Raw genomic sequence first — 24,074 nt, forward strand, 5'->3', positions numbered from 1 at the left:
TCTAGTGGGCGGCTGGCTGGGCCGCGCCGCGGTCGAGCTGGCGCAGCGCCAGGTCGTCCAGCAGCGCCCGGGCCGAGGCGTAGCGCTGCCCTTGCAGCTTGGCCATCAGCTTGTCGATCACCGGCTGGACCGCCGCATGGGCGGCCGGCAGCGCGGGCGTGGGCGCCGACACATGCAGGGCCAGCAGCTCATGCAGCGACTCGGCGCGGAAGGGCCGCTGGCCGGCCAGCATCTCAAACAGCATGACGCCCAGGCTGTACAGGTCGGTCTGCGGCGTGATCGCCTGCCCGCCCGCCTGCTCGGGGCTGAGGTAGAAAGGCGTGCCGACGACGTCGCCGTGGCTGGTCTGGGTCAGGTCGAAGTTGCCCGCCAGCGTCGACTTCGCAATGCCGAAATCGGCCACCGCCACCGTGCCGTCGGCACGCCGCATGATGTTTTCCGGCTTGAGGTCGCGATGGATGATGCCGCGCCCGTGGATGGCCTCGAGCGCCTGGGCGACCTGGACCACCACCTCGAGCGCCCGCTGCTGCGTCATGCCGGCGTTGATCTCGGGGCGAAGGTCGCCCTGCTCGAAATACTCCATCGCGATGTAGGCCAGGTCGTCGGTGAAGCCCTGGTCGTAGATGCCGATCACATGCGGATGCTGGATGCTCGACAGCAACGTGTACTCCTGGATGAAGCGCGACAGGTGCTCGCCGGCGCCCTTGCCGCTGGCGTCGAGCACCTTGAGCACCACCGGGATGCGGTCGGCTTCGCGCTCGGCCAGGAACACCTGGGTCATCCCACCCGCGCCGATCTTGCGTGCCAGCCGGTAGCCCTTCAGGCGCGGCGGCTCCGCCCCGGAGTCGAAGCGGTGATCCTTGAAGGCCGAGAGCTTGGAGTGCAGCGCGCCCTTGACCGCGCGCGCCGTGATTTCCGAGTTGATGCGCACCGCTTCGCCCACCTCGCCCGCGCGCTCGGCCAGCGTGGCGAGCCCGTGCAGCCCGCTTTCGGCCAGCAGTCCGGTGATCTCGGCCACTTCGACGAAACCGTGCTTGCCGCGCACCTCCGTCCAGGTGATGCCGCCGGTCTGCACGCCGGGGCCGGCACGCTCCAGCGTCGCCTGGCTGGCGATCACCGTCCAGCCCAGTTCCTTGCTGGCCGACTGCAGGCGCGCGGCGACGTTGACGGTGTCGCCGATCGCAGTCGTTTCCTTGTTCTGCGTCGCGCCGAGCCGGCAGATGGTCACTTCGCCCGTGTGCAGGCCGATCCCGACGGCGAACGGCGGCAGGCCGCGCTGGCCAAAGCGCTGCGCGATCCACGCGCGGAATTCATGCGTGGCCAGCGCCATGCCGAGCGCGGCCGAGATCGCCCGCCGCGCCGGCGCCAGCGGCGGGCCGCCCGGCAGCTCGGCGAACACCGCCATCAGGCCGTCGCCGATGAAGCGCAGGTGATGGCCGCCGTTTTTCAGGACCGGTTCGCAAACCCGTTCGAAGTACGCGTTCAGCAGTTCGGCGACCTCGCGCGAGCTGAGTTTCTCCGCCAGCGAGGTGAATCCGCGGATGTCCGAGAACAGCACCGTGGCGTCCAGCACCGTGTCGGTGACCGCGCCCTGGGGCGGGTCCAGGTCGAAGCGGTCCGGCATCGAGCGGCCGCCCAGGTGCTCGGTGAACGCGCGCCGCAGGTGCTCCTCGCGCGCCTGCACCGCCGATGCGATCGAGGCCTCGATTCGGCCCCGCTTCTTCAGCAGCCCCTGCAAGGCATCGAGCAGCTCCACGCGGGTGAAAGGCTTGGCCAGGTAGTCGTCGGCGCCGGCCGTCATGCCGCGGCGCATGCTGGCGCGGTCGTCCAGCGCCGTGAGCAGCATCACCGAGGTCGCCGCCAGCGCGGGTTCGGCGCGGATCGCCTCCAGCATCGCGAAGCCGTCCATCTCGGGCATGCTGATGTCGGAAATCACCACATCCGGCCGCACGGCCCTGGCCCGCTCCAGCCCGATGCGGCCGTTCTCCGCCGACTCGATGTCGTAGCCTTCCAGTTTCAAAAGCCGGATGACATTGGTGCGGATGGCGTCGTCGTCTTCGACGACCAGGATGGAGGTCATGGTGCGGGCCGGTTCACAACCCCAAGTCTAGGGGCGTGACGGTTCACGGTAGTGGCCTGCGTCCAACACCCGGAAGATGGCCGCATCGTCCAGGCCGGCCCAGCCGGCGTCCACCGCGCGGTCGAACACCGCGCGCGCGGCGGCCCCGAGCGGGCCCTTGAAGCCGACGGCCGCGGCTGCCTGCAGCGCCAGCCCGGAATCCTTCTGCAGCAGCGTCACATGGGCGCGCGGCTCGTAGTCGCCCGCGATCGCGCGGCGCATCCGGTCGACGCCGACCCAGCTCTGCCCGCTGGACTGCTCGATCACGTCGAGTGTCCGGGAAAGGTCCAGCCCCATCCGGCCGGCCAGCGCCAGCGCCTCGGCAGCGCCGACCAGGTTGATGGCGGCCAGCAGGTTGTTCACCAGCTTGGTCCGCGCGCCGTCGCCGGGCCGCTGGCTGATGCGGAACACCCGGCTGCTGAGGGCGTCGATCAGCGGGCGATGCGCCTCGTACGCGGCGTCGGCACAGGCCACCATCAGGCTCATGGAGCCGTCGCGCGCGCGGGCCGGACCGCCGGACATGGGCGCGTCGATGGCGGCGATGCCGGCGGCGGCCAGTTGCCCGGCGAAGCGCTCCACATCGTCGGGTGCGATCGTGGGACAAAGCAGCACCGCCTGGCCGGGCGCCAAGGCCGGCAGTGCGCCGGCCTGGCCGAACAGCACCTGTCCGGTCTGGTCGGCGTCCACCACGCAAACGATCAGGGCGCCGGCGCCGCGGGCGGCTTCGGCGGCGCTGGCGCAGGGGCGGGCCCCGGCCGCCGCCAGCGCATCCACCTTGGCGCGGGCGATGTCATGGACCTGCACCGTCCAGCCAAGCTCGAGCAGGCGGGCGGCCATGGCGCCGCCCATGTTGCCCACACCCACGATGCCGACGACCTTGGCGTTCATGGAATCGGATACCGGTCAGGTCTGCATCAGCCGCCTGCTCTTGGCAATCGACATCAGGATGCCCAGGCCCATGCCCAGCGTGACCATGGCCGTGCCGCCGTAGCTGATGAAGGGCAGCGGCACGCCCACCACCGGCAGGATGCCGCTGACCATGCCCATGTTCACGAAGGCGTAGGTGAAAAAGATCATGGTGATCGCCCCGGCCAGCAGGCGCGAGAACACGCTGGAGGCTTCCAGCGCGATCGCCAGCCCGCGCAGCACCAGGAAAATGAAGCCGGCGATCAGGCACAGGTTGCCCAGCAGGCCGAACTCCTCGGAGAAGGCGGCGAAGATGAAGTCGGTGGTGCGCTCGGGGATGAACTCCAGGTGGGTCTGGGTGCCCTTCATGAAGCCCTTGCCGAGAAAGCCGCCGGAGCCGATAGCGATCATGCCCTGGATGGTGTGGAAGCCCTTGCCCAGCGGATCCCGGCTGGGATCGAGCAGCGTGCAGATCCGCTGCTGCTGGTAGTCGTGCAGCACCGGCCAGCGCACGCCGTCGGCGCACAGCTGGCCCTCGAAGGAGACGATCAGCACCGCGCCGATGATGCCCAGCACCACCGGCGGCAGTATCAGCTTCCACGACAGCCCCGCGAAAAAGATCACGGACAGCCCCGCCACCATCACCAGGATGGCAGTGCCCAGGTCGGGCTGCTTGACGATGAGGCCGACCGGCAGGAGCAGCAGCCCGCCGGCCACGACGAAGTCGAGCGGCCGCATCTGGCCCTCGCGCTTCTGGAACCACCAGGCCAGCATGAGCGGCATCGCGATCTTGAGGATTTCGCTGGGCTGGATCACCACGCCCACGTTGATCCAGCGTCTGGCGCCTTTTTTCGTGATGCCGAAGATCGCCACCGCGATGAGCAGCATGACGCCCACGGTGTACAGCGGCACCGCAAACCGCATCAGGCGCTGCGGCGGCACCTGCGCCACCACGAACATGATCACGCCGGCCAGCACCATGTTGCGCGTGTGGTCGGGGAAACGGGTGCCGGAGTCGTAGCCGCTGGAATACATGGTCAGCAAACCGGCGCAGGCGAGCAGGAACACCGCGAACGCGAGCGGGCCGTCGAAGCCCACCAGCATGGGCACGAGCCGGTGCCGGACGGACGGTTGGTCGAATACTGCTGACATGGGCCCGAATTATCTAGTGTCCTGCCCGGGGTCACCAGGATGGCATCATCGGCGCCCATGCATCCCGCCGCCCCATCCGTGACGCATTTGTTGTACTTGCACGGCTTCCGCTCCTCGCCGCAGTCGGCCAAGGCCCGGCAGGTGGCGGCGCGCGTGCGCGAGCGGCATTCCGGCGTGAACTGGTGGTGCCCGCAGCTGCCGCCCTCCCCGGCCGCGGCGATGGCCATGGTGATGGAAGGGATTGCCGCCTGGCCGCGCGAGCGCATGGCGGTGGTCGGATCGTCTCTGGGGGGCTTCTATGCGACCTGGGTGGCGCAGCGCTGCGGATGCCGGGCCGTCCTGCTGAACCCCGCCGTCCAGCCGGCGCGGGACCTGGCGGGCCGCATCGGCGAGCAGACCGCCTGGCATGACCCCGCCGAAAAGTTCTACTTCGAGCCGCGCTTCGTCGACGAACTGCGCACGCTCGACGCCGGGCCCTTGCGGCAGCCTGAGAATTTTTTCGCGGTCATCGCCAAGGGCGACGAAGTGCTGGACTGGCGCGAGATGGTCGCCCGCTACCCGGGCGCGCGGATCAAGCTGCTGGAAGGCGGCGATCACGCGCTGTCGGATTTCGATTCGCACATCGACGACATATTCCAGTTTCTGAACCTGGCTGACTGAACAGTTTGGAAACATCTGCATGGGACAATCCGGCCCATGTTCGTTTTGTTCGAAGAAGCGGGGAAATTCCTGGCCGGGCGCGTGCTGTCCGAGGCCGAGTCTTCCGCCCAGGTGGAGCTGGACAGCGGCAAGCGCGTCAAGGTCAAGGCCGCCAGCATGCTTCTGAAGTTCGACCGGCCTTCGCCGGCCGAACTGCTGCGCGACGCGCAGCAGCTGGCCGAGGGCATCGAGCTGGACCTGGCCTGGGAATTCGCGCCCGAGGAGGAATTCGGCTTCGCCGACCTGGCACGCGACTACTTCTCAGCCCAGGCCACCACCGCGCAGCAGGCGGCGGCGCTGCTGCGCCTGTTCGAGGCGCCCCACTATTTCCGCCGCATCGGCAAGGGACGCTTCCGGAAGGCGCCCGCCGAGATCGTGCAGCAGGCGCTGGCCGCGATCGAGAAGAAAAAGCAGGTGCAGGCGCAGATCAGCGCCTGGGCCCAGGAACTGGCCGCCGGCAGCTGCCCCGCGCCGATTCGCGAGCAGCTCTATCGCATCCTGTTCAAGCCGGACAAGAACTCGCCTGAATACAAGGCGGTGGTCGAGGCCGCGCGGGCCTCCCATGCCGCGCCGCTGGCGCTGCTGCAGGACGCCGGCGCCATCGATTCGGCCTACCAGTTCCACTGGAAGCGCTTCCTGTTCGACAATTTCCCCAAGGGCACGGGCTTCCAGCCCCTGCAGGCGCCGGCGATCAAGGACGAACTGCCGCTGGCCGCCGTCGAGGCGTTCTCGATCGACGATTCCAGCACCACCGAGATCGACGACGCGCTCTCGGTGCAGGGCCTGGGCAGCGGCACGGTCGTCGTGGGCATCCACATCGCCGCGCCGGGCCTGGCGCTGGCGCCTGGTGCCGTGCTCGACGGCGTGGCGCGGCAGCGCCTGTCCACGGTCTACATGCCGGGCTACAAGATCACCATGCTGCCCGACGAGGTGGTGCAGGCCTACACGCTGCAGGAAGGCCGCGAGTGCCCCTCGGTATCGCTGTACGCCACCTTCGACGAGAAGACCCTGGAGCTGAAAGGCACGCAGACCCGCCTGGAGCGGGTGCCGATCACCTGGAACCTGCGGCACGACCAGCTCGATTCGGCCGTGAGCGAAGAGTGGCTGCAAGGCGGCCACGCCGACGTTAACCATCCGGTGCATGCGCTGCGCGATCCGCTGTCGCTGCTGTACCGGCTGGCGTTGCACCTGAAGGCGCAGCGCGAGCAGGTGCGCGGCAAGCCCGAGAACTTCACGCGGCCGGACTACAACTTCCGGCTGCTGGGCCACGACGGCAGCGAGCCCTCCGGCGATGAAAAAGTCGAGATCAGCGTGCGCCGGCGCGGCGCCCCGCTGGACCTGATCGTGTCGGAGGCGATGATCCTGGCCAACAGCAGCTGGGGCAGCTGGCTGGCCGAACTGGGCGTGCCGGCGATCTACCGCAGCCAGGCGAGCCTGGCGCCCGGCGTCAAGGTGCGCATGGGGACCAAGGCGCTGCCGCACGCCGGCATCGGCGTCAAGAGCTACGCCTGGAGCACCTCGCCGCTGCGCCGCTACACCGACCTGGTGAACCAGTGGCAGATCATCGCCGCCGCCCGCCACGGCCGCACCGCGGCGCTCGCGGCGCCGTTCAAACCCAAGGACGCGGAGCTGTTTTCCATCATCTCCGCCTTCGATTCGGCCTACAGCGCCTACAACGGGCACCAGGCCGGAATGGAACGCTTCTGGACGCTGCAATACCTGCGCCAGCAAGGCATCACCGAGATCGAGGGTGTGATGTTCCGCGATGGCCTGGTGCGTGCCGACGACCTGCCGCTGGTGCTGGGCGTGCTGGGAGGCTCACAGCTTCCGCGCGGCGCGCGGGTGCGGGTGGCGCTCGGCGAGGTCGACCTGATCTCGCTCGATGTGAAGGGCACCGTCACGCAGCATCTCGAGGAGGCGCCACAAGCGCTGGAGGCCGAGGAGGAAGGCGAGGACGAACCCGTCGCCGGCCCGATTGCCATCGCGGTGGATGTCAACGACATTGAAGAACAAAATAGCGTCTCGTGAACCTGCGCTCGCCCAGTCTTTCATCGCTTCGTTCGCTCAGCACCCTGCAGATCGCGCTCGGCATCTCGTTCGCCATCCACGCAGGGCTGCTCACTTTCCGCTTCGTGGACCCGGAGGGCTTCAACCGCGTCTTCGAGGACAGTCCGCTGGAAGTGATCCTGGTCAATGCCAACACCAACGAGCGGCCGGACAAGGCGCAGGCCATCGCGCAGGCCTCGCTGGCCGGCGGCGGTGAGGCGCAGAAGGGCCGCGCCACTTCACCGCTGCCGCCCTCGGCGCTGACCTCGATCGGCGACTCGGCCGAGGACATGCAGCGGCAGGCCGAGATGCAGATGCTGCAGCAGCAGACGCTGCTGCTGGCGCAGAAGCGGCAGGAGGTGCTGGCGATGAAGCCGCCGGAGCTGTCGCAGGTCAACAAGACCGAGGTCGCAGCCTTCGAGGAAAAGCGCAAGCACCAGCTGAAGATCCTGGCCGAGATCGAGCGGCGGATCAGCGAGGAGAACGCGCGCCCGCGCAAGCGCTACGTCACGCCGGCCACGCGCGAGGAAGTGTTCGCCATCTACTACGACATGCTGCGCCGCAAGATCGAGGACAAGGGCACCCGCAACTTCCCCGAGGTGGCCGGCAAGCGGCTCTACGGGCAGCTGGTGGTGCAGGTCACCGTGGGCTTCAACGGCCAGGTGACCGAGGCGCTCATCGAGCGCTCCTCCGGCAATCCCACGCTCGACCGGCGCGCGCAGGCCATCGCCAAGAGCGCGGGCCCGTTCGGCACGGTGCCGGCGAAGGTGCAGGCCACGCTCGGCAAGTCCGGCTACAACCGGCTCGCCTTCATCCAGACCTTCACCTTCGCGCGCGACGGCACGCTGGAGACCAAGCTGGTGGAGCGCCAGGGAACCTGAACCTGATGGACAAGTACTGTGTCATGGGCAACCCGGTGGAGCACAGCAAGTCGCCGTGGATCCACGCGCGCTTCGCCGAGCTCACCGGCCAGCGGCTTCGCTATGACAAGCAGCTGGTCGCGCTCGACGGCTTCGCCCATGCCGTGCGCGAATTCGCCTCGCATGGCGGCAAGGGCTGCAACGTCACCGTGCCCTTCAAGTTCGAGTCGCCCGCGCTGGCGACGCGCCTGTCGCCGCGGGCGCTGCTCGCCCAGGCGGCCAACACCCTGCGCTTCGATGACGCCGGCGTGTTCGGCGACAACACCGACGGCGTGGGCCTGGTCAGCGACATCACCGCCAATGCCGGCATCGACCTGCGCGGCCGCGACGTGCTGCTGGTGGGCGCCGGCGGCGCCGCGGCCGGCGTGCTCGGCCCCTTGATCGAGGCCGTGCCGCGCCGGGTCGCGGTGGCCAACCGCACGCTGGACAAGGCGCAGGCGCTGATCGAACGCCATGACGCTCTGGCGACGCAGCACCGGGTGGAGCTGGCCGCCAGCGGCCTGGCCGTGACCGGCGCTTTCGACGTCGTGGTCAATGCCACGGCCAGCAGCCTGGCCGGCGCCGGCGTCCCGGTTGCGGGCCATGTGCTCAAGCCCGGCGCCTTGGCCTACGACATGATGTACGGCCCGGCGGCCCAGGCCTTCCTGGCCTGGGCGCGCGACAACGGCGGCACGCCCCGCGACGGCCTGGGCATGCTGGTGGAACAGGCGGCGGAGTCCTTCGTCGTGTGGCGCGGCGTGCGCCCGCCCGCGGCCCAGGTGCTGGGCGAATTGCGCGCAGCACTGGCATGAAAGCGCTGGCGCGCTGGCTGCTGCTGCTCCTGATCGCCGCTTGCGCGCTGGAGCTGTTCTTCATCGCGCGCATCGCGCTGGCCGCCACCGTGGACCCGCAGTCCACCGCCTTCCAGCGCTCGGAAGCCTGGCGCATCGCCACGCACAAGAACCTGCGCTGGCGCCAGGAATGGGTGCCCTACGCGCGCATTTCGGACAACCTCAAGCGCGCGGTGATCGCCTCTGAAGACGACGGCTTCGCCACGCACGACGGCGTCGACTGGGATGCGGTGGAAAAGGCCTGGCAGCGCAACGCCCTGGCCGAGGAGCGTGCGGCGCGCCAGGCCGCCAGCCGCCGGCCCCCGAAGATCGTCGGCGGCTCCACCATCACGCAGCAGCTCGCGAAGAACCTGCTGCTGTCGGGCGAGCGCACGCTGCTGCGCAAGGGCCAGGAGATCGTCCTGACCTATGCGCTGGAGAGCATGCTGAGCAAGGAACGCATCCTCGAGATCTATCTCAACAGCGTGGAATGGGGCGAAGGCGTGTTCGGCGCCGAGGCCGCCGCGCGCCACTACTTTCGAAAGAGCGCGGCGCAGCTCACCGCCTGGGAGGCGGCGCGAGTGGCGGTGATGCTGCCGCGGCCCAAGTACTTCGAGAAGCTGCCCAATTCCGCCTACCTGGCCGGGCGCGCCTCCACCATCGCCGCCCGCATGCGTTCGGCCGAATTGCCCTAAAGGCCCGTTCACAAAGTTTTGCAACTGGCCCTAGACTCGCGGCCATGCTGGCGAAACTGATGGGCCTTTTCCTGTTGAACCTGGTGCGCCTGCTCACGGGCGCGCAGGCTCGCTGGTACGGCTGCCCGCCCAAGGCGGAACAGCGCATCTACTTCGCCAACCACCAGAGCCACGGCGACATCGTGATGATCTGGGCGGCCCTGCCCGAGGAATTGCGCGCCATCACGCGCCCGATCGCCGCCAAGGACTACTGGACCCGGACGCCGCTGAAGCAGTGGATCACCACGGCCGTCTTCAATGCGGTCTATGTCGACCGTGAACGAAAAGGCGATGAAGATCCGCTGCAGCCGCTGTCCGACGCGCTGGCCAGCGGCGACTCGCTGATCCTTTTTCCCGAAGGCACGCGCGGCAACGCCGAGGAGCCCCAACCCTTCAAGGCGGGCCTGTACAACCTGGCGCTGCGCTTCCCGAACGTGGTGCTGGTGCCCGCCTGGATCGCGAACATCCAGCGCGTGATGCCCAAGGGCGAAGTGGTGCCGGTGCCCATCTTGTGTTCCGTGACTTTCGGCGCCCCGATCCGGCTCGAGCCGGGCGAGGAGCGGCGGCAGTTCCTGGACCGCGCGCGGCAGGCCGTGATCGCGCTGCGGGACATTTGAGACCGACGCACGCCGATGAACCAGTTCCTGCGCAACCTCACCCCCTCACAGCAGGTCGCGGCGCTGTTCCTGTTCGTCTTCGGCATCCTGGCCATTGCCAGCATCTCGGCCTTCCTCGCGTCCTTTCGCCAGCGCGATCATGACGAAGCCTGGCAGGCCGAACTCAAGGACCTGCGCCAGCTGCTGCGCACTTCCTGGTTCATGGCCATCCTGTTCTGGATCGCCTGGATCATGGGCCCGGCCGTGGCCACCACCCTGTTCGCGCTGACCTCGTTCTTCGCGCTGCGCGAATTCATCACCCTGTCGCCGACGCGGCGCGGCGACCATCGCAGCCTGGTGCTGGCCTTCTTCGTGGTGCTGCCGATCCAGTTCTGGCTGGTGGCCACGCGCCGCTTCGACCTGTTCACGGTGTTCATCCCGGTGTACGTGTTCTTCGCCCTGCCGCTGGCCAGCGCCCTGGCCGGCGACACGCAGCGTTTCCTGGAACGCAATGCCAAGCTGCAGTGGGGCGTCGTGGTGTGCATCTACGGTGCCAGCCATGTGCCGGCGCTGATGCTGCTGGACTTCAGGAACTACGAGGGCAAGGGCGCCTTCCTGGTGTTCTTCCTGGTCTTCGTGGTGCAGGCCTGCATGCTGGTGCAGCACCTGCTCACCCGCCGGCTCAGGCGCCCGGCCAGCATCCCGCAGATCAGCGCCAGCTTCAACTGGTACACGTGGGCGCTGGGCATGGTCCTGGGCAGCTTCGTGGGCGGGCTGCTGTCCTTCATCACGCCGTTCAAGGCCGGACAGGCAGTGGCGATGGCTTTTGTCGCCTGCGCCGCCGGCTCGATGGGCCACCTGGTGATGAAGGCCTTGAAGCGCGACCGCGGCGTCACCGCCTGGGGAGCGCGCGGCATGTCGGTCACCGGCGCCAACGGCCTGCTCGATCGCGTCGACGCGCTGTGCTTCGCCGCGCCGATCTTCTTTCATTCGGCGCGGTGGTATTTCGGCGTCTAGGCAAGCGGCGGATAGATGTCCGGGTTGGAAGCCGAGACCCGATGTTGAGGCGTTTTCGTGCTGACCGGGCTCATATCCACAGCTCTACAATACGCGGTCGTGCGCAGGCCACTCTACGCCCTCGCTGATCACATCCGCCCTGGCCGGGAACTCGAAAAATGATGCAGACCTTGACGCGTCGCCGCGCCGATGCCGCGCTCGCCGCGCTGCTGGTCGTTCTGGGCGTGCTGCTCATCCCGGCCTCCGAGGGCCTGATCTTCGAGAACAACGCCGACTTCTTGCGCACCTCGTTGTTCATGCTGGCCGATGTGACGCGCGGGCTGGACACCACCCGGCAGTTCCGGGCCGGCGGCTTCGCTCCCATCGAGGAGTTCAGTGTCGCCGCTTATGTCTTCCTCGCGTTTGGCTGGCTGCAGCGCCTGTTCTCCGACCAGTACGACCTGATGGTTTCTTCGGTGGCAGGCAAGGTTGCGCTCCTGGCCGGTCTCGCCGTGCTGGCACACGCTGTGGCCGGTCGCGAGCGGCCATTGGTGCGCGCGTGCTTGTTTGTTGGTCTGGCGCTGTTCGCCTTCGCCGGGCACAACATCGGCATGTTGAAGTCGTTCTATTTCGAGTACGCGATCTTTCTCGCGATGCCGCTGCTGCTCGCCGGATTTTTTGCGCGCACGGAATGGGGGAGGGTCCTCGGGCTGGGCGCAGGCGGCCTGCTGGCTGGTCTGGCCAAGATCCAATACTTCTATGTCCCGTTGCTGATCCTCGCCTGCCTGTATGTCGCACGACCGCGCGGCGCCAGGATCAGCCGCACCACGGTCGCCGCGCTGGTCTTGTCGCAGCTTGTCTGCCTCATCCCCTTGTGGGCCAATCCCCACCGGCAAGTGCACCATTACCACGCGACCTACTTCGGCACCTACATGCTCCTGGAGCAGAGCGAGTTGCGCGCCATGGGACGGTCTGATCGGGAGCTGGCGTGCGTGGGCGTAGATGCCTGGGGCAACTTCGCGACCGGCCCCGGCGCGCTCGATGTGCGCCCCGGCAAGCCGACGTGCGTGTCGGATCGGACGCTCACGCTGCGAGATGTCCTCGAGCCGTACTGGCGCCATCCCTCGCTCGCGGTGCGGATGCCCGCGTTTGCCCTTCCTGCGCACTTCACGGTCGACTACTTTCACGTCTGGCCCTCATTCCGCCTCCTGAGGGTGCTGCCGGGCACCGAGGGCGCCGGCCAGCGGCTGCTGCTGCAGCTATCGAAGTGGCGCGAGCATTACCTGACGCCCGCTATCCCTGTCATCCTGGTCCTCGCGCTCGCTGTTGCGGCGACGGGCGTGCGGCGAGGCGACCGCCGATATGCGCCGGCATTGCTCTTCTGCGTGCTGCTGGTCGTTTCACAGGTCGCGGTCAGCCTCCTGGGCGATGGGGTCCGCGACTTGAGCAAGCACTTGTGGGCGGCGCAGCTCGGGCTGGATCTGATGGCGCCGCTGCTGCTTCTGGCGGTGCTTGACTTTTTTCGCCATCGACGCACGGCCGTCATGGGAAGTCCCATCCACCCAATGTCGAAGGTTGATCTTGCCAACCCTACCGGGCGGAGCGCATGGTAAACATCAGCCCTCGGAATCATGTCAGCCCTTATCCGCGCGGAATCCCAGGGGGATGAAGGCGCCATTGGCGAAGTGACTCGCCAGGCGTTTGCTTCTCATCCCCATGGCAGCCACGGACGCACCCGGATTTCCCTTTCGCGCAAGTGTCGTGCTGCCCACGAGCCGTATAGACTTGGCTCATGCGCATCCTCGGCATCGACCCCGGCCTGCAGACCACCGGCTTCGGCGTGATCGATGTCGCCGGCCACGCGCTCAGCTATGTGGCCAGTGGCACCATCACCACCACGCATATCGAGCGCGGCGACCTGCCGGCGCGCCTCAAGGTGCTGTTCGACGGCATCGCCGAAGTGAAAGCGCGCTACGCGCCGGATGCGGCGGCGGTCGAGATCGTCTTCGTCAACGTCAACCCGCAGGCGACCCTGCTCCTGGGGCAGGCGCGCGGCGCCTGCGTCACCGCCCTGGTGTCCTGCGGCCTGCCGGTGGCGGAATACACGGCGCTGCAGATGAAGCAAGCCGTGGCCGGTCACGGCCAGGCGGCCAAGGCCCAGGTGCAGGAAATGGTCAAGCGCCTGCTGAAACTGCCGGGGCTGCCCGGCAAGGATGCGGCGGACGCGCTGGGCCTGGCGATCACGCACGCCCACGTGGGCGCCGCCCAGGATCGCATCGCACAGGCCACGCAGCTTGGCCGCAAGACCACCGGCATGTATCGCGGCGGCCGCAGCTACTGAAGCTGCGGCGGACGGCCGCCTCGCCCCGGCGATGCAGCCCGCTCGGACAACGGTATCGTTCGAGGGATCGAGATCCTCGCCTTCATAGAGCCGCCGCGCCCTGTCATCCCGGCGACGTGCATGGGATAGAGGCAAAACCGGAGGGGATCACCCCTCCCCCCGGTCAGGCCCCTTGCGGATTCCGCAGCTTGATATGCAGCTCGCGCAGCTGCTTCTCGTCCACCGGCCCGGGCGCCTGCGTCAGCAGGCACTGGGCGCGCTGGGTCTTGGGGAAGGCGATCACGTCGCGCAGGCTCTCGGCGCCGGCCATCAGCATGACGAAGCGGTCCAGGCCGATGGCGATGCCGCCGTGCGGGGGCGCGCCGTACTGCAGCGCGTCCAGCAGGAAGCCGAACTTGAGCTTGGCTTCCTCGGCGTCGATCTTGAGGGCGCGGAACACCTTGCTCTGCACGTCTTCGCGGTGGATACGCACCGAACCGCCACCCAGCTCGATGCCGTTGAGCACGGCGTCGTAGGCCTTGGCCACGCAGCGGCCGGGGTCGGTCTCCAGCCAGTCCTCATGCCCGTCCTTGGGCGAGGTGAACGGGTGGTGCACCGCGTTCCAGCGCTGCGCCTCGTCGTCGTGCTCGAACATCGGGAAGTCGATCACCCACAGCGGCCTCCATGCGCCTTCGATCAGGCCCCTGGACTTGCCGAACTCACTGTGGCCGACCTTCACGCGCAGGGCGCCCATGGCGTCGTTGACGACCTTGGCCTTGTCGGCGCCGAAGAAGATCAGGTCGCCGCTGGCGGCGCCGGTGCGCTTCATGATTTCGGCGATGGCCCGGTCGTGCAGGTTCTTGACGATCGGGGACTGCAGGCCTTCGCGGCCCGCGGCAGCGTCGTTGACCTTGATCCAGGCCAGGCCCTTGGCCCCGTAGATCTTCACGAATTCGGTGTAGCCGTCGATCTCGCCGCGGCTCATCTCGCCGCCGCCGGGCACGCGCAGGGCGACCACGCGGCCGTCAGCCGAGTTGGCGGGGCCGGAGAACACCTTGAAGTCCACGTCCTTCATGACGTCGGTCATTTCGGTGAACTCGAGCTTGACGCGCAGGTCGGGCTTGTCCGAGCCATACAGGCGCATGGCGTCCTCGTGCTTCATCACGGGGAAGGCGCCGATGTCGATGCCCAGCACGTTCTGGAAGGTGCTGCGGATCATGCCCTCGAACATCTCGCGGATCTCCTCCTCGGTCATGAAGGAGGTCTCCACGTCGATCTGCGTGAACTCGGGCTGGCGGTCGGCGCGCAGGTCCTCGTCGCGGAAGCACTTGGTGATCTGGTAGTAGCGGTCGTAGCCGGCCACCATCAGCAGCTGCTTGAACAGCTGGGGCGACTGCGGCAGCGCGAAGAACATGCCGTCATGCACGCGGCTGGGCACGAGGTAGTCGCGGGCGCCCTCCGGCGTGCTCTTGGTGAGCATGGGCGTCTCGATGTCGATGAAGCCGTTGGCATCGAGGAACTTGCGCACCTCCATGGCCACCTTGTAGCGCAGCATCAGGTTGTTCTGCATGTACGGGCGGCGCAGGTCGAGCACCCGGTGCACCAGGCGCGTGGTCTCCGACAGGTTCTCGTCGTCGAGCTGGAACGGCGGCGTGACGGACGGGTTGAGCACCGTCAGCTCGTGCGCCAGCACCTCGATCTTGCCGCTCTTGAGGTGGTCGTTGGTGGTGCCGGGCGGGCGCGCGCGCACCACGCCCTTGACCTGCACGCAGAACTCGTTGCGCAGGCCTTCGGCCGTCTTGAAGGTTTCGGCGCGGTCGGGGTCGCACACCACCTGCACGTAGCCCTCGCGGTCGCGCAGGTCAACGAAGATCACCCCGCCGTGGTCGCGGCGGCGGTTCACCCAGCCGCACAGGGTGACAGCCTGGCCCATCAGGGCTTCGGTCACGAGACCGCTATAAGTCGTGCGCATCAACATAGGCCATAACGCGCCGCCTTTCGGCGGCGGCGTCCATCCTCGATCAATTGGTTTTCGGGGAAACGACACCCATGGAGATGACGTATTTCAACGCCTCGTCCACGGTCATCTTGAGTTCGATGCAGTCGCTCTTGCGAAGCATCACGAAGTACCCGCCCGTGGGGTTGGGCGTGGTGGGCACGTAGACGCTGACATAGTCGCCCACGAGGTAGTTGGTGACGTCGCCGCCCGGCGCGCCGGTGACGAAGCCGATGGTCCACACGTCCTGCCGCGGCCACTGCACCAGCACCGCGGTGCGGAAGGCGTTGCCGCTGGGCGAGAACAGGGTGTCCGAGACTTGCTTGACGCTCGAATAGATCGAACGCACCACCGGGATGCGGGTGACCAGCCGGTCGCCCCAAGACACCAGCTTGCGGCCAACGATGTTGCTGACGATCGCGCCGGCGATCAGCAGGATGGCCAGCGTGAGCAGCACGCCGAAGCCCGGGATGTGGTAGCCGAGGAGCCGGTCGGGATGCCAGTGCTGCGGCAGGATCTGCAGGGTGCTGTCCAGCGTGCCGATGATCCACTGCAGAACCGCCACCGTCACTGCGACGGGGACGATCACCAGCAGGCCGGCGACAAACCACTTGCGAAGTGCGTGCATGCTGGTCGGACCCGTGTTGGCGCAGGCCTAGTGGCAGGCGCAGGAACCGCCGCAGCCGCCGGATGCGGCCGAGGGGGTGTCGGATTTGCTGCTGTCGGCGGGCTTGGCCGCGCCGGAATCGTCCTTGGATTCGGCCGGCTTGGCCTCACCGGACTTGTCGGCGCTGGGCGTGCCGGATGCGCCGCCGCCGGAGCCGCCGCGGAAATCGGTCACATACCAGCCCGAGCCTTTGAGCTGGAAGCCGGCGGCGGTGAGCTGCTTGCCGAACGCTTGCGCGCCGCAGGCCGGGCATTCGGTCAGCGGGGCGTCGGACATTTTCTGCAGGACATCCTTGGCATGGCCACAGGATGCGCATTTGTACGCGTAGATCGGCATGGCGGGCGGTGAAGGTTCTTTGCGGCGGTGCAAAGCCCTCAATTATAGGCGGTGACCCAAAACCCAAGCCCCCGCGGGGCCCCGGCTCAGTGCGGCCGCAAGCCGGCCATCGCCGCCCGCGGTTCGTGACGGTTGCGCAGTACCTGCGGCGCCAGCGATCCGGCCACCATGCCGACGAACGCCGCCAGCAGGCCGGCGAGCTGGCCCGGGAACAGCTTGCTCAGCGCCTCGCCGCCGACCTGGGGGAAGAACAGCACCCAGACCGCGATGCCCGCCGCCACCGAGGCGATCGCCCCCTGCGTGGTGGCGCGCTTCCAGTACAGGCCCATGACCAGCGGCACGAACGCGCCCACCAGCGTGACCTGGTAGGCCGCCGACACCAGGTCGTAGATGGGCGTGCCCTTCATGGCGATCGCGTAGGCCAGCACGGCGCCGGTGAAGGCCACGATGGTCACACGCATGGCCAGCAGCTGCTGCCGGTCGCTCATGTGGGGACGCAGGTTCTTGAGGATGTTCTCCACGAAGCTGGTGGAAGGCGCCAGCAGTGTCGCCGAGGACGTGCTCTTGATGGCCGACAGCAGCGCGCCGAAGAACAGGATCTGCATGACCAGCGGCATCTTGGTCAGCACGAAGGTCGGCAGCACGCGCTGGTAGTCGTTCTTGGCCATTTCCATGGCGCTGTCGCCCATCACCACGACCGCGGCGGCCACGATGAACATGGGCACGAAGGCGAACAGGATGTAGCTGACGCCGCCGATCACCGCGCCGCGCTGGGCGGTCTGCGAGTTCTTGGCCGACATCACGCGCTGGAACACGTCCTGCTGCGGGATGCTGCCCAGCATCATGGTCAGGCCGGCGCCGATGAAGAAGGCGATGTCCGTGAAGGTGGGCGGCGGCAGGAAATTCCACAGCTCCTTGGAGTTGACCATGGCCATCACCTTGTCCGAACCGCCGGCCAGGTCGGCGGAGAACATGGCGATGATGGACAGCCCGACCACCAGCACGATCATCTGGATGAAATCGGTCCAGGCGACCGCCAGGAAGCCGCCGATCACCACGTACACCAGCACCGCCATCGTGCCGACGATCATGCCCGCGGTCTCGGACATCGCGCCGTTGGTGAGCACCGAGAACACCAGGCCCAGCGCGGTGATCTGCGCCGCGACCCAGCCCAGGTAGCTGAGGATGATGGCGGCGGAACAGAACACTTCGATGCCGCGGCCATAGCGCTGGCGGTAGAAGTCGCCGATGGTCAGGAGGTTCTGCCGGTACAGGCGGGCGGCGAAGAACAGGCCCACCAGGATCAGGCAGGTGCCGGCGCCGAACGGGTCCTCGACGATGGCGTTCAGCCCGCCCTGCACGAACTTGGCGGGGATGCCCATGACGGTTTCGGCGCCGAACCAGGTGGCGAAGGTGGTGGTCACCACCATGATCAGCGGCAGGCTGCGCCCGGCGATGGCGAAGTCGGCCGTGTTCTTGATCCGCGTGCCCGCCCAGACGCCCAGCGCCAGCGTGCCGAGCAGGTACAGCACGACAAACGAAACGAGTGTGTAGTTCATCGACGTCCCCCGACCCCAGTTTGATGCGGCGGAATTATGCCCGAGCAGGCCTGCTGGCAGACCCCTAGAAAACGCGCGCCCGCACGATGATCTGCATGACGATCAGGCCGACCGCGAAGCCGATTCCGCCGTAAACGATACCCTGAAGCAGGCGATTGGTGCGCTTTTGCTCGACCAGCAGGTCCATCAGGTCGCGCCGGTCGGCGGACTGGCGCTGGCGCAGGTAGCGGTCCAGCAGGTGCGGCAGCTCGGGCAGCAGCTTGGCGTAGCGCGGCGCCTGGTCGCGCAATTCGTCCATCAGCTTCTGCGGCCCGACCTGCTCGAGCATCCAGCGCTCCAGGAAAGGCTTGGCGGTGGCCCAGAGGTCCAGTTCGGGATCGAGCTGGCGGCCCAAGCCCTCGATGTTCAGCAGCGTCTTCTGCAGCAGCACCAGCTGCGGCTGGATCTCGACCTGGAAGCGCCGCGAGGTCTGGAACAGCCGCATCAGCACCATGCCCAGCGAGATCTCCTTCAGCGGCCGGTCGAAGTACGGCTCGCATACCGTACGCACCGCCGCTTCGAGTTCGTCCACCCGGGTGGCCGGCGGCACCCAGCCGGACTCGATGTGCAGTTCGGCCACCCGCTTGTAGTCGCGGCGGAAGAAGGCGGTGAAGTTCTGCGCCAGGTATTCCTTGTCGAATTCGCTGAGCGTGCCGACGATGCCGAAATCCAGCGAGATGTAGCGCCCGAACGTGGCCTCCTCCAGGCTGATCTGGATGTTGCCCGGGTGCATGTCGGCATGGAAAAAGCCGTCCCGGAACACCTGGGTGAAGAAGATGGTGACGCCGTCGCGGGCCAGTTGCCGCGGGTCCACGCCCGCGTCCACCAGGCGCGCGGTCTGGCTGATGGGAACGCCCCGCATGCGCTCCATGACGATCACTTCCGGGTGGCAGAAGTCCCAGTACATCTCCGGGATCAGCACCAGGTTGAGGCCCGCCATGTTGCGGCGCAGCTGCGCCGCGTTCGCGGCTTCGCGCACCAGGTCGAGCTCGTCGTGCAGGTACTTGTCGAACTCGGCGACGACCTCGCGCGGCTTCAGGCGCCGGCCGTCGTGCGACAGCTCCAGCCAGCCGGCCATCATGCGCATCAGGCTCAGGTCCTTCTCGATCACCGACAGCATGCCCGGCCGCAGCACCTTCACCGCCACTTCGCGCAGGTGGCCGTCGCGATCCTTGAACTGGGCGAAGTGCACCTGGGCGATCGACGCGCTGGCCACCGGCTCGCGCTCGAACTCCGCGAAGATGGAATCCAGCGGGCGCCGGAACGCGCGCTCGATGGTGGCGATGGCGACCTCGGTCGGGAACGGCGGCACCCGGTCCTGCAAGCGCGCGAGCTCGTCGGCGACGTCGGCCGGCAGCAGGTCGCGCCGGGTCGACAGCACCTGGCCGAACTTGACGAAGATGGGGCCCAGGTGCTCCAGCATCTGGCGCAGGCGCTGGCCGCGCGGGGCGCGCAGGTCGCGGCCGATCGACAGGACCCGGGCGGCGAAACTCAGGTGGCGCTTCTGGAAGCTGGAAAGCACGAGCTCGTCCAAGCCGTAGCGCAGGGCCACCCAGACGATATAGATGCCGCGCAGGTAGCGCGTCATTGGGTAGCCTCCGCCCTGCGGGCTGCGGTGCTATGAGCCTTGGGAGCGGCCCGGCGGCTCATGCCTGGCCCGGGCGCGCGGGGCCCTCCGGTGCGGTGTCCGGGGGGCGACGGCTGCCGGCCACGAATTCGCGCAGCGTCTGCACGGCCCGGCGCGCGGCGTCGCCCAGGGCGTGGGCCGGCGCGTCGCCGACCAGGCGCGAGAGGTCTTCCTCGATGTCCCAGCGGACATGCTCGACCAGCCAGTTGATCTCCGCGGCGAACTGCACGTCGCCAGCGATCTGCACCGGCGGCTTGTCGCCCCGCAGTGCCGCCTGCGCCAGCTGCCAGGGCGAGTCCTCGGCTAGCGCGAGCGTGAGGTCGGCCGGTTCTTCCGAAAGCGGCGCCAGCTCCAGCAGGCCCGCACGGGTAGTCGCCACCCGCATGGAGAAGATGCGCCAATGGGCATGAACCACCTTGCCGGCCTGGCGTCCGAGCCGGGCCTGCGCTTCCGGCTCCTGCATCAGCACGTGGTTGAACAGCAGCACCAGCCGCCTTTGCAGCTCCTCGACCACCCACGGCGGCGGCTGCAGCGTGCGCGCCGCACCCGCGAACAAGTCGTCCAGGAAAGAAAAAGGGGACTCAGTTGCCATCGTCCCCAATGTTAAGGCAATGCCCAGCAGGGCGGCCTTGATGGCGGCCAACCGGCCGCGGCATTCACTGAAGCGCCTGCACCCCGGCCACCAGCCAGCCGTCCGGGCCGCTCTTGGGCTTGGTCATGTTCCACACCTCGCGGAAGGGACTGGGTCCGGCGGACGGCTCCTCGCGGATCATCCCGGAGAACTCCACGCTGGCCATGTAGGCATCGCCCATGTCCTCGATGCCGAGCAACTGGGCTTCGAGCATGACCACGTCAGTCTTGTTCGGCCGGCCGCCCAACTGGTTTTCGCGCTCGGTCAGCTGGGACTTGATCTCGCCCAGCATGTCGTCGGTCATCATGGCCCGCAAGGTGGCCACGTCCGACCGGTCCCAGGCGTCCTGCAGGCTGATGAAATTGCGCTTGGCCGCGCTGGTGAAGGCTTCGATGTCGAATCCGGCGGGGACTTCCCAGCTGCCGGACGGTCCGCCCAGGGCCGAGCCGATCTGGACGCCGCGCCCCTGCGGCGCGTACTTGCCAGCCTCGAAGGCCATGCTGCTGCGTTCCCACGGCCGTGCCGACGCGTCGTTGCCGATCTTGTCGGGGCTGTACTGCGGGGGCGGCCGGGCCACGTCGGCCGGCGCGGCGCCGCCCGGGTAGGCGTAGGCCCCCGCGGCCTGGGTCCGGCGCGAACGCATGATCATGCCCACCGCCATCATTGCCAGCATCACCAGCAAGGCGATCAACAGGAACTGGCCGAAGGCTTCACCGAGCCCCAGCGTATGGGCCAGCCAGGCCAGGCCCAGGCCGGCGGCGAGGCCACCCAGCATGGCGCCCCAGGGCCGCTTGGGCGCGGCGGCGGCAGCGGCCTGGCCGGGGGCCGCGGCCGGTGCGGCCTGGTTCTGCGCGGGTGCCGCCTGGTTCTGCGCGGGGCCCGCCGGTGGCGTGCGCTGCGCCTCGCGCTGCGTCACGTTGCCCGACTGGCGTCCAACCGAACTGCCGCCGCCAAGGCGGCGCGCGGCCTCTGCATCGAGACTGCCGAGTGCCAGCAGCACGACGAACATCGTTGACCAGAACTTCATCTTGCCTCCTTGCATGTGCGCCTTCGGCACGTCAACACTTGATTCCAACATGCAGCGCCACCAACCCGCCAGTGAGGTTGTGATAGTCCACATGGCCGAAACCGCATTTGCGCATCATGGCCTTGAGCTCCTCCTGGCTGGGGTGCATGCGGATCGACTCGGCCAGGTAGCGGTAGCTCGCCGAATCGCCGGCCACCCACTGGCCCAGGCGCGGCAGCACCTGGAACGAATACCAGTCGTAGGCCTTTTCCAGCGGCTGGGCTACCTTGGAAAACTCCAGCACCAGCAACTTGCCGCGGGGCTTGAGCACGCGGTGCATCTCAGCCAGCGCGGTTTCCTTGTGCGTCATGTTGCGCAGCCCGAACGCCACGCTCACCAGGTCGAAGGAGTCGCTCGCCAGCGGCAGCTGTTCGGCATCGCACACCAGCGTGGGCAGAGCGATGCCGGCATCGAGCAGCCGGTCGCGGCCGGTGCGCAGCATGGCCTCGTTGATGTCCGTATGGACCACCTGGCCGGTGGGTCCCGCTTTCCTGGCGAAGGCGAGCGCCAGGTCACCCGTGCCGCCGGCCAGGTCCAGCACGCGCGCGCCCGGCTTGATGTCCGCGACCATCACCGTGTAGGCCTTCCAGGCCCGGTGCAACCCCATGGACATGAGGTCGTTCATCAGGTCGTAGCGGGGGGCGACGGAGTCGAAGACGCCGCGCACACGCCGTGCCTTGTCGCGTTCGTCGACCGATTCGAAGCCGAAATGGGTGTCGCTCATCCTAGTGTCCGCAGGCGTGGCCCGCCTTGTCGGCCATCGGCGCATCGCGGTCGACGCCCGCCTCGGCCAGGCGCTGCTGGTACTCGGACCACAGCCGCTCCTGCTGCGCACCCAGCATGTACAGGTAGTCCCAGGAAAAAATGCCGCTGGAATGGCCGTCGGAGAAGGTGGGCTGGATGGCGTAATTGCCCACGGGCTGGACATCCACCAGTTCGACCTCACGCTTGCCGGTCTGCAGCACCTCCTGGCCGGGACCGTGGCCCTTGACCTCGGCCGAAGGCGAATAAACGCGCATCAGCTCGAAGGGAATGCGGAACTGCGAGCCGTCGGAAAAAGCCACCTCGAGCATCCGCGACCGGCCGTGCACGGTCATGGATACGGGCGCCGGAGTGTCGGAAGCCAAGCCAGCCATGACCGATTCTAGTCATGGCGGTGCACAGCAGGGCTTAGAAACGCGCAAACAGGGTCACATAGACGCGGTCGTCGCCGCGTTGGGGGGCCGCGGAGTTGGAGGCCAGCGGCACGCGGCTGCCGGTGACGATGCGCGCGTAGTCCAGCGAGAAGCCGAAGGACTCGCGCGAGTAACGCAGGCCCATGCCGGCACTGGTCAGCCGGTCGCTGGACGGCTTGCCGGCTCCGTTGGGTTCGTTGTTGCTGAGCCAGCCGCCATCGACAAAACCGGCCAGGCGCAGGCCGCCCAACAGTTCCGGTGTGGTGACTTCCAGTGTGGCGGCGATGCCACTGTCGGCGCTCACCGGGCGGTCGATGCTGGTGCCGCGCACCGAGCCGATGCCGCCCAGGCCGAACTGTTCGCCCGAGATCAGGACGTCCGGGCTGTACTGGAAGGTGCCGCGAGCGTTCCAGATCCAGTTGCCGGCAAATCCGGCCGAATAGTAGATGCCGCCGCGCAGTGCCTTCCAGTGCACGGTGTCGATGAGCGTATTCTCCTGCTTGTAGGACTGGAGGTCGTTGTGCTCGCCCCAGCCCGTGTTGAAGGCCAAGTCGGCGTTGTAACCCCAGGTGAAGGTGTCGCCCGTGGTGCGGGCCGTGTAGCCCAGGGTGATGGGCCGGCTGCGCCGGTCTTCGCCGGCAGGCTGTCCGCTGATGGTCGTGCCGTTGAACAGCTTGTCGTCCAGCACCGCGGTCAGGTAGCTGCGCCGGCCACCCTGGGGCGCGAGGTAGTGGGTGTAGTTGACGCCAAAGGTGTGCCCGGCGCCGGTGCTGGTGAAGGTGCCGAAGTCGCCCACCACGTCGGAACGGGTGTAGGTCGCGCCGACCACCCCGCCCCAGGCGTAGAGCGGCACCCGGTAGGACAGGCCGAACTGCTTGACGTCTTCGCCGCGCTCCAGCGAGGTGGTGTAGGCGGCGGCGAACTGGTGATCGAGATTGAACAGGTTGGTGTGCGACGCCGTCACCGTAAAGCGGTCATGCCCGGTGCTGTCGCTGCCGCCGTTGGTGACGCCGAAGCCGATGTTCCAGGGGCGCTGCTCCTTGACGGTGATCGTCGCATCGATCTTGTCCGGCTGGTCGGACTCGCGCAGGCCGACGACGATGGCCTTGTTCGGGTTCTCGTTGGCGATGGCCGTCTGGACGGCCAGGGTCTTGAAGTTGGGCGTCTGCCCTTCCCGCAGTTCGGGCACCGTGCGCCGGATGTTCTCTTCGTCGTACAGCGACCGGCCTTCGATGGCGATCCTGCCCATACTGAACTTGACGACGTCGAGCCTGACCGTGTCGCCCACTTCCTGCGGCGGCAGCGCCACGCGGTGCAGGCCGAAGCCTTTGTCGCGCAGGGCCTTCTCCAGCGTCGCCGTGGCCTGCTGCAGGGTCTCCAGCCTGGCGTCGGGGCGGACGTAGGGCGCGAGGATGCTCGCGGTCTCGGCCTCGCCCAGCGGGTTCTCGCCGCTGACCTTGAAGCCCTTGATGGCGAACACCGGCGCGGACGCGGCGGCGGCCCGGGCCGGCGCGACCGGCTGCGCCCAGACCTGGGGCGCAGCGATGGCCGCCAAGGCCGCAAAGCCCAGCAGCGCGCCGTGGCCGCTCCGTCGACGCGGCGCGCGAGACCCTCTGACCATTGTTATCGCCCCTCTTCGTTCGTATCGATCCGGATGAGCGGGAATTTTGTCATCCGGGTT

The 24,074-nt window shown here is 67.9% G+C and carries 22 protein-coding genes; 9 read left to right on the forward strand and 13 right to left on the reverse strand.

The window, feature by feature from the left end:
• Nucleotide 1 precedes the first annotated feature (1 nt).
• Genes UC35_RS04155 through rodA form a run of 3 tightly spaced genes read right to left on the reverse strand, consistent with a single transcriptional unit; the run spans nucleotide 2 to nucleotide 4,177 of the window.
• Complete coding sequence (locus tag UC35_RS04155; protein ID WP_061496468.1) at nucleotides 2-2,080, reverse strand: protein kinase domain-containing protein; 2,079 nt, start codon at nucleotides 2,078-2,080, stop codon at nucleotides 2-4.
• 27 nt (nucleotides 2,081-2,107) lie between these two features.
• Complete coding sequence (locus UC35_RS04160) at nucleotides 2,108-3,007, reverse strand: NAD(P)-dependent oxidoreductase (protein WP_061496472.1); 900 nt, start codon at nucleotides 3,005-3,007, stop codon at nucleotides 2,108-2,110.
• Nucleotides 3,008-3,022: 15 nt separating this feature from the next.
• On the reverse strand, nucleotides 3,023-4,177 hold the full coding sequence (gene rodA / locus UC35_RS04165; protein WP_061496474.1) for a rod shape-determining protein RodA: 1,155 nt from the start codon (nucleotides 4,175-4,177) through the stop codon (nucleotides 3,023-3,025).
• Between the two features lie 57 nt (nucleotides 4,178-4,234).
• Here rodA and UC35_RS04170 point away from each other — a divergent pair, with 57 nt between their 5' ends.
• The 9 genes from UC35_RS04170 (at nucleotide 4,235) to ruvC (ending at nucleotide 13,318) form a co-directional block, all read left to right on the forward strand.
• The gene (locus tag UC35_RS04170; RefSeq protein ID WP_061496476.1) at nucleotides 4,235-4,837 is read left to right on the forward strand and encodes a YqiA/YcfP family alpha/beta fold hydrolase; all 603 of its coding nucleotides are present in this window, start codon (nucleotides 4,235-4,237) and stop codon (nucleotides 4,835-4,837) included.
• A gap of 36 nt (nucleotides 4,838-4,873) precedes the next feature.
• On the forward strand, nucleotides 4,874-6,904 hold the full coding sequence (locus UC35_RS04175) for a ribonuclease catalytic domain-containing protein (protein WP_061496478.1): 2,031 nt from the start codon (nucleotides 4,874-4,876) through the stop codon (nucleotides 6,902-6,904).
• Nucleotides 6,901-7,803, forward strand: coding sequence for an energy transducer TonB (locus UC35_RS04180; RefSeq protein WP_415752694.1), 903 nt, complete (start codon nucleotides 6,901-6,903; stop codon nucleotides 7,801-7,803). The genes UC35_RS04175 and UC35_RS04180 overlap by 4 nt, the downstream gene beginning before the upstream one ends.
• 5 nt (nucleotides 7,804-7,808) lie before the next feature.
• Nucleotides 7,809-8,633 carry a shikimate dehydrogenase gene (gene aroE, locus UC35_RS04185; protein ID WP_061496480.1) on the forward strand — a complete coding sequence of 275 codons (825 nt, stop codon included), beginning with the start codon at nucleotides 7,809-7,811 and terminating at the stop codon, nucleotides 8,631-8,633.
• Nucleotides 8,630-9,346, forward strand: coding sequence for a monofunctional biosynthetic peptidoglycan transglycosylase (mtgA, locus tag UC35_RS04190; protein ID WP_061496482.1), 717 nt, complete (start codon nucleotides 8,630-8,632; stop codon nucleotides 9,344-9,346). Before aroE ends, mtgA begins: the two co-directional genes overlap by 4 nt.
• A 44-nt stretch (nucleotides 9,347-9,390) precedes the next feature.
• Nucleotides 9,391-10,002: a lysophospholipid acyltransferase family protein gene (locus UC35_RS04195; protein WP_061496484.1), complete on the forward strand. Its 612-nt coding sequence runs from the start codon at nucleotides 9,391-9,393 to the stop codon at nucleotides 10,000-10,002.
• 15 nt (nucleotides 10,003-10,017) lie between these two features.
• Entirely contained in the window at nucleotides 10,018-10,998 is a 981-nt protein-coding gene (locus tag UC35_RS04200) for a phosphatidate cytidylyltransferase (protein ID WP_061496487.1), read from the forward strand.
• Nucleotides 10,999-11,156: 158 nt separating this feature from the next.
• Complete coding sequence (locus UC35_RS04205; RefSeq protein WP_061496490.1) at nucleotides 11,157-12,590, forward strand: hypothetical protein; 1,434 nt, start codon at nucleotides 11,157-11,159, stop codon at nucleotides 12,588-12,590.
• 179 nt (nucleotides 12,591-12,769) lie between these two features.
• Nucleotides 12,770-13,318 carry a crossover junction endodeoxyribonuclease RuvC gene (gene ruvC / locus UC35_RS04210; RefSeq protein ID WP_061496493.1) on the forward strand — a complete coding sequence of 183 codons (549 nt, stop codon included), beginning with the start codon at nucleotides 12,770-12,772 and terminating at the stop codon, nucleotides 13,316-13,318.
• A gap of 163 nt (nucleotides 13,319-13,481) precedes the next feature.
• Here ruvC and aspS read toward each other — a convergent pair whose 3' ends face one another.
• The 10 genes from aspS to UC35_RS04260 all read right to left on the reverse strand — a co-directional run bounded on the left by aspS (nucleotide 13,482) and on the right by UC35_RS04260 (nucleotide 24,014).
• Nucleotides 13,482-15,275, reverse strand: coding sequence for an aspartate--tRNA ligase (gene aspS / locus UC35_RS04215; protein ID WP_061496495.1), 1,794 nt, complete (start codon nucleotides 15,273-15,275; stop codon nucleotides 13,482-13,484).
• Nucleotides 15,276-15,318: 43 nt separating this feature from the next.
• On the reverse strand, nucleotides 15,319-15,921 hold the full coding sequence (locus UC35_RS04220; protein ID WP_061496497.1) for a DUF502 domain-containing protein: 603 nt from the start codon (nucleotides 15,919-15,921) through the stop codon (nucleotides 15,319-15,321).
• Between the two features lie 27 nt (nucleotides 15,922-15,948).
• On the reverse strand, nucleotides 15,949-16,296 hold the full coding sequence (locus UC35_RS04225) for an FmdB family zinc ribbon protein (protein WP_061496499.1): 348 nt from the start codon (nucleotides 16,294-16,296) through the stop codon (nucleotides 15,949-15,951).
• A gap of 86 nt (nucleotides 16,297-16,382) precedes the next feature.
• Nucleotides 16,383-17,855 carry a sodium:solute symporter family protein gene (locus UC35_RS04230; protein ID WP_061496501.1) on the reverse strand — a complete coding sequence of 491 codons (1,473 nt, stop codon included), beginning with the start codon at nucleotides 17,853-17,855 and terminating at the stop codon, nucleotides 16,383-16,385.
• A 64-nt stretch (nucleotides 17,856-17,919) separates the two neighbouring features.
• A complete protein-coding gene (gene ubiB, locus UC35_RS04235; protein WP_061496503.1) occupies nucleotides 17,920-19,482 on the reverse strand; it encodes a ubiquinone biosynthesis regulatory protein kinase UbiB in 1,563 nt (520 codons plus the stop codon).
• 58 nt (nucleotides 19,483-19,540) lie between these two features.
• A complete protein-coding gene (locus UC35_RS04240; RefSeq protein ID WP_061496505.1) occupies nucleotides 19,541-20,113 on the reverse strand; it encodes a hypothetical protein in 573 nt (190 codons plus the stop codon).
• Nucleotides 20,114-20,177: 64 nt separating this feature from the next.
• Nucleotides 20,178-21,179: a Tim44 domain-containing protein gene (locus tag UC35_RS04245; RefSeq protein ID WP_061503671.1), complete on the reverse strand. Its 1,002-nt coding sequence runs from the start codon at nucleotides 21,177-21,179 to the stop codon at nucleotides 20,178-20,180.
• A 31-nt stretch (nucleotides 21,180-21,210) separates the two neighbouring features.
• Complete coding sequence (gene ubiE, locus UC35_RS04250; protein ID WP_061496508.1) at nucleotides 21,211-21,942, reverse strand: bifunctional demethylmenaquinone methyltransferase/2-methoxy-6-polyprenyl-1,4-benzoquinol methylase UbiE; 732 nt, start codon at nucleotides 21,940-21,942, stop codon at nucleotides 21,211-21,213.
• A gap of 1 nt (nucleotide 21,943) precedes the next feature.
• Nucleotides 21,944-22,354: a gamma-butyrobetaine hydroxylase-like domain-containing protein gene (locus tag UC35_RS04255; RefSeq protein ID WP_061496510.1), complete on the reverse strand. Its 411-nt coding sequence runs from the start codon at nucleotides 22,352-22,354 to the stop codon at nucleotides 21,944-21,946.
• Nucleotides 22,355-22,388: 34 nt separating this feature from the next.
• Nucleotides 22,389-24,014 carry a ShlB/FhaC/HecB family hemolysin secretion/activation protein gene (locus UC35_RS04260; protein ID WP_158513857.1) on the reverse strand — a complete coding sequence of 542 codons (1,626 nt, stop codon included), beginning with the start codon at nucleotides 24,012-24,014 and terminating at the stop codon, nucleotides 22,389-22,391.
• Nucleotides 24,015-24,074 lie beyond the last annotated feature (60 nt).

The organism is Ramlibacter tataouinensis, assembly GCF_001580455.1.
In the GTDB taxonomy this organism is placed as follows: Bacteria; Pseudomonadota; Gammaproteobacteria; order Burkholderiales; family Burkholderiaceae_C; genus Ramlibacter; species Ramlibacter tataouinensis_B.

Excerpts from the sequence above, each read along its gene's own strand:
- UC35_RS04220 (WP_061496497.1), bottom strand. The coding sequence starts at position 15,921 with ATGCACGCACTTCGCAAGTGGTTTGTCGCCGGCCTGCTGGTGATCGTC.
- UC35_RS04200 (WP_061496487.1), top strand. The coding sequence starts at position 10,018 with ATGAACCAGTTCCTGCGCAACCTCACCCCCTCACAGCAGGTCGCGGCG.
- ubiB (WP_061496503.1), bottom strand. The coding sequence starts at position 19,482 with ATGACGCGCTACCTGCGCGGCATCTATATCGTCTGGGTGGCCCTGCGC.
- aspS (WP_061496495.1), bottom strand. The coding sequence starts at position 15,275 with ATGTTGATGCGCACGACTTATAGCGGTCTCGTGACCGAAGCCCTGATG.
- rodA (WP_061496474.1), bottom strand. The coding sequence starts at position 4,177 with ATGTCAGCAGTATTCGACCAACCGTCCGTCCGGCACCGGCTCGTGCCC.
- UC35_RS04245 (WP_061503671.1), bottom strand. The coding sequence starts at position 21,179 with ATGAAGTTCTGGTCAACGATGTTCGTCGTGCTGCTGGCACTCGGCAGT.
- ubiE (WP_061496508.1), bottom strand. The coding sequence starts at position 21,942 with ATGAGCGACACCCATTTCGGCTTCGAATCGGTCGACGAACGCGACAAG.
- UC35_RS04155 (WP_061496468.1), bottom strand. The coding sequence starts at position 2,080 with ATGACCTCCATCCTGGTCGTCGAAGACGACGACGCCATCCGCACCAAT.
- UC35_RS04255 (WP_061496510.1), bottom strand. The coding sequence starts at position 22,354 with ATGGCTGGCTTGGCTTCCGACACTCCGGCGCCCGTATCCATGACCGTG.
- aroE (WP_061496480.1), top strand. The coding sequence starts at position 7,809 with ATGGACAAGTACTGTGTCATGGGCAACCCGGTGGAGCACAGCAAGTCG.
- UC35_RS04160 (WP_061496472.1), bottom strand. The coding sequence starts at position 3,007 with ATGAACGCCAAGGTCGTCGGCATCGTGGGTGTGGGCAACATGGGCGGC.
- UC35_RS04175 (WP_061496478.1), top strand. The coding sequence starts at position 4,874 with ATGTTCGTTTTGTTCGAAGAAGCGGGGAAATTCCTGGCCGGGCGCGTG.
- UC35_RS04260 (WP_158513857.1), bottom strand. The coding sequence starts at position 24,014 with ATGGTCAGAGGGTCTCGCGCGCCGCGTCGACGGAGCGGCCACGGCGCG.
- mtgA (WP_061496482.1), top strand. The coding sequence starts at position 8,630 with ATGAAAGCGCTGGCGCGCTGGCTGCTGCTGCTCCTGATCGCCGCTTGC.
- UC35_RS04225 (WP_061496499.1), bottom strand. The coding sequence starts at position 16,296 with ATGCCGATCTACGCGTACAAATGCGCATCCTGTGGCCATGCCAAGGAT.
- UC35_RS04205 (WP_061496490.1), top strand. The coding sequence starts at position 11,157 with ATGATGCAGACCTTGACGCGTCGCCGCGCCGATGCCGCGCTCGCCGCG.
- UC35_RS04240 (WP_061496505.1), bottom strand. The coding sequence starts at position 20,113 with ATGGCAACTGAGTCCCCTTTTTCTTTCCTGGACGACTTGTTCGCGGGT.
- ruvC (WP_061496493.1), top strand. The coding sequence starts at position 12,770 with ATGCGCATCCTCGGCATCGACCCCGGCCTGCAGACCACCGGCTTCGGC.
- UC35_RS04170 (WP_061496476.1), top strand. The coding sequence starts at position 4,235 with ATGCATCCCGCCGCCCCATCCGTGACGCATTTGTTGTACTTGCACGGC.
- UC35_RS04230 (WP_061496501.1), bottom strand. The coding sequence starts at position 17,855 with ATGAACTACACACTCGTTTCGTTTGTCGTGCTGTACCTGCTCGGCACG.
- UC35_RS04195 (WP_061496484.1), top strand. The coding sequence starts at position 9,391 with ATGCTGGCGAAACTGATGGGCCTTTTCCTGTTGAACCTGGTGCGCCTG.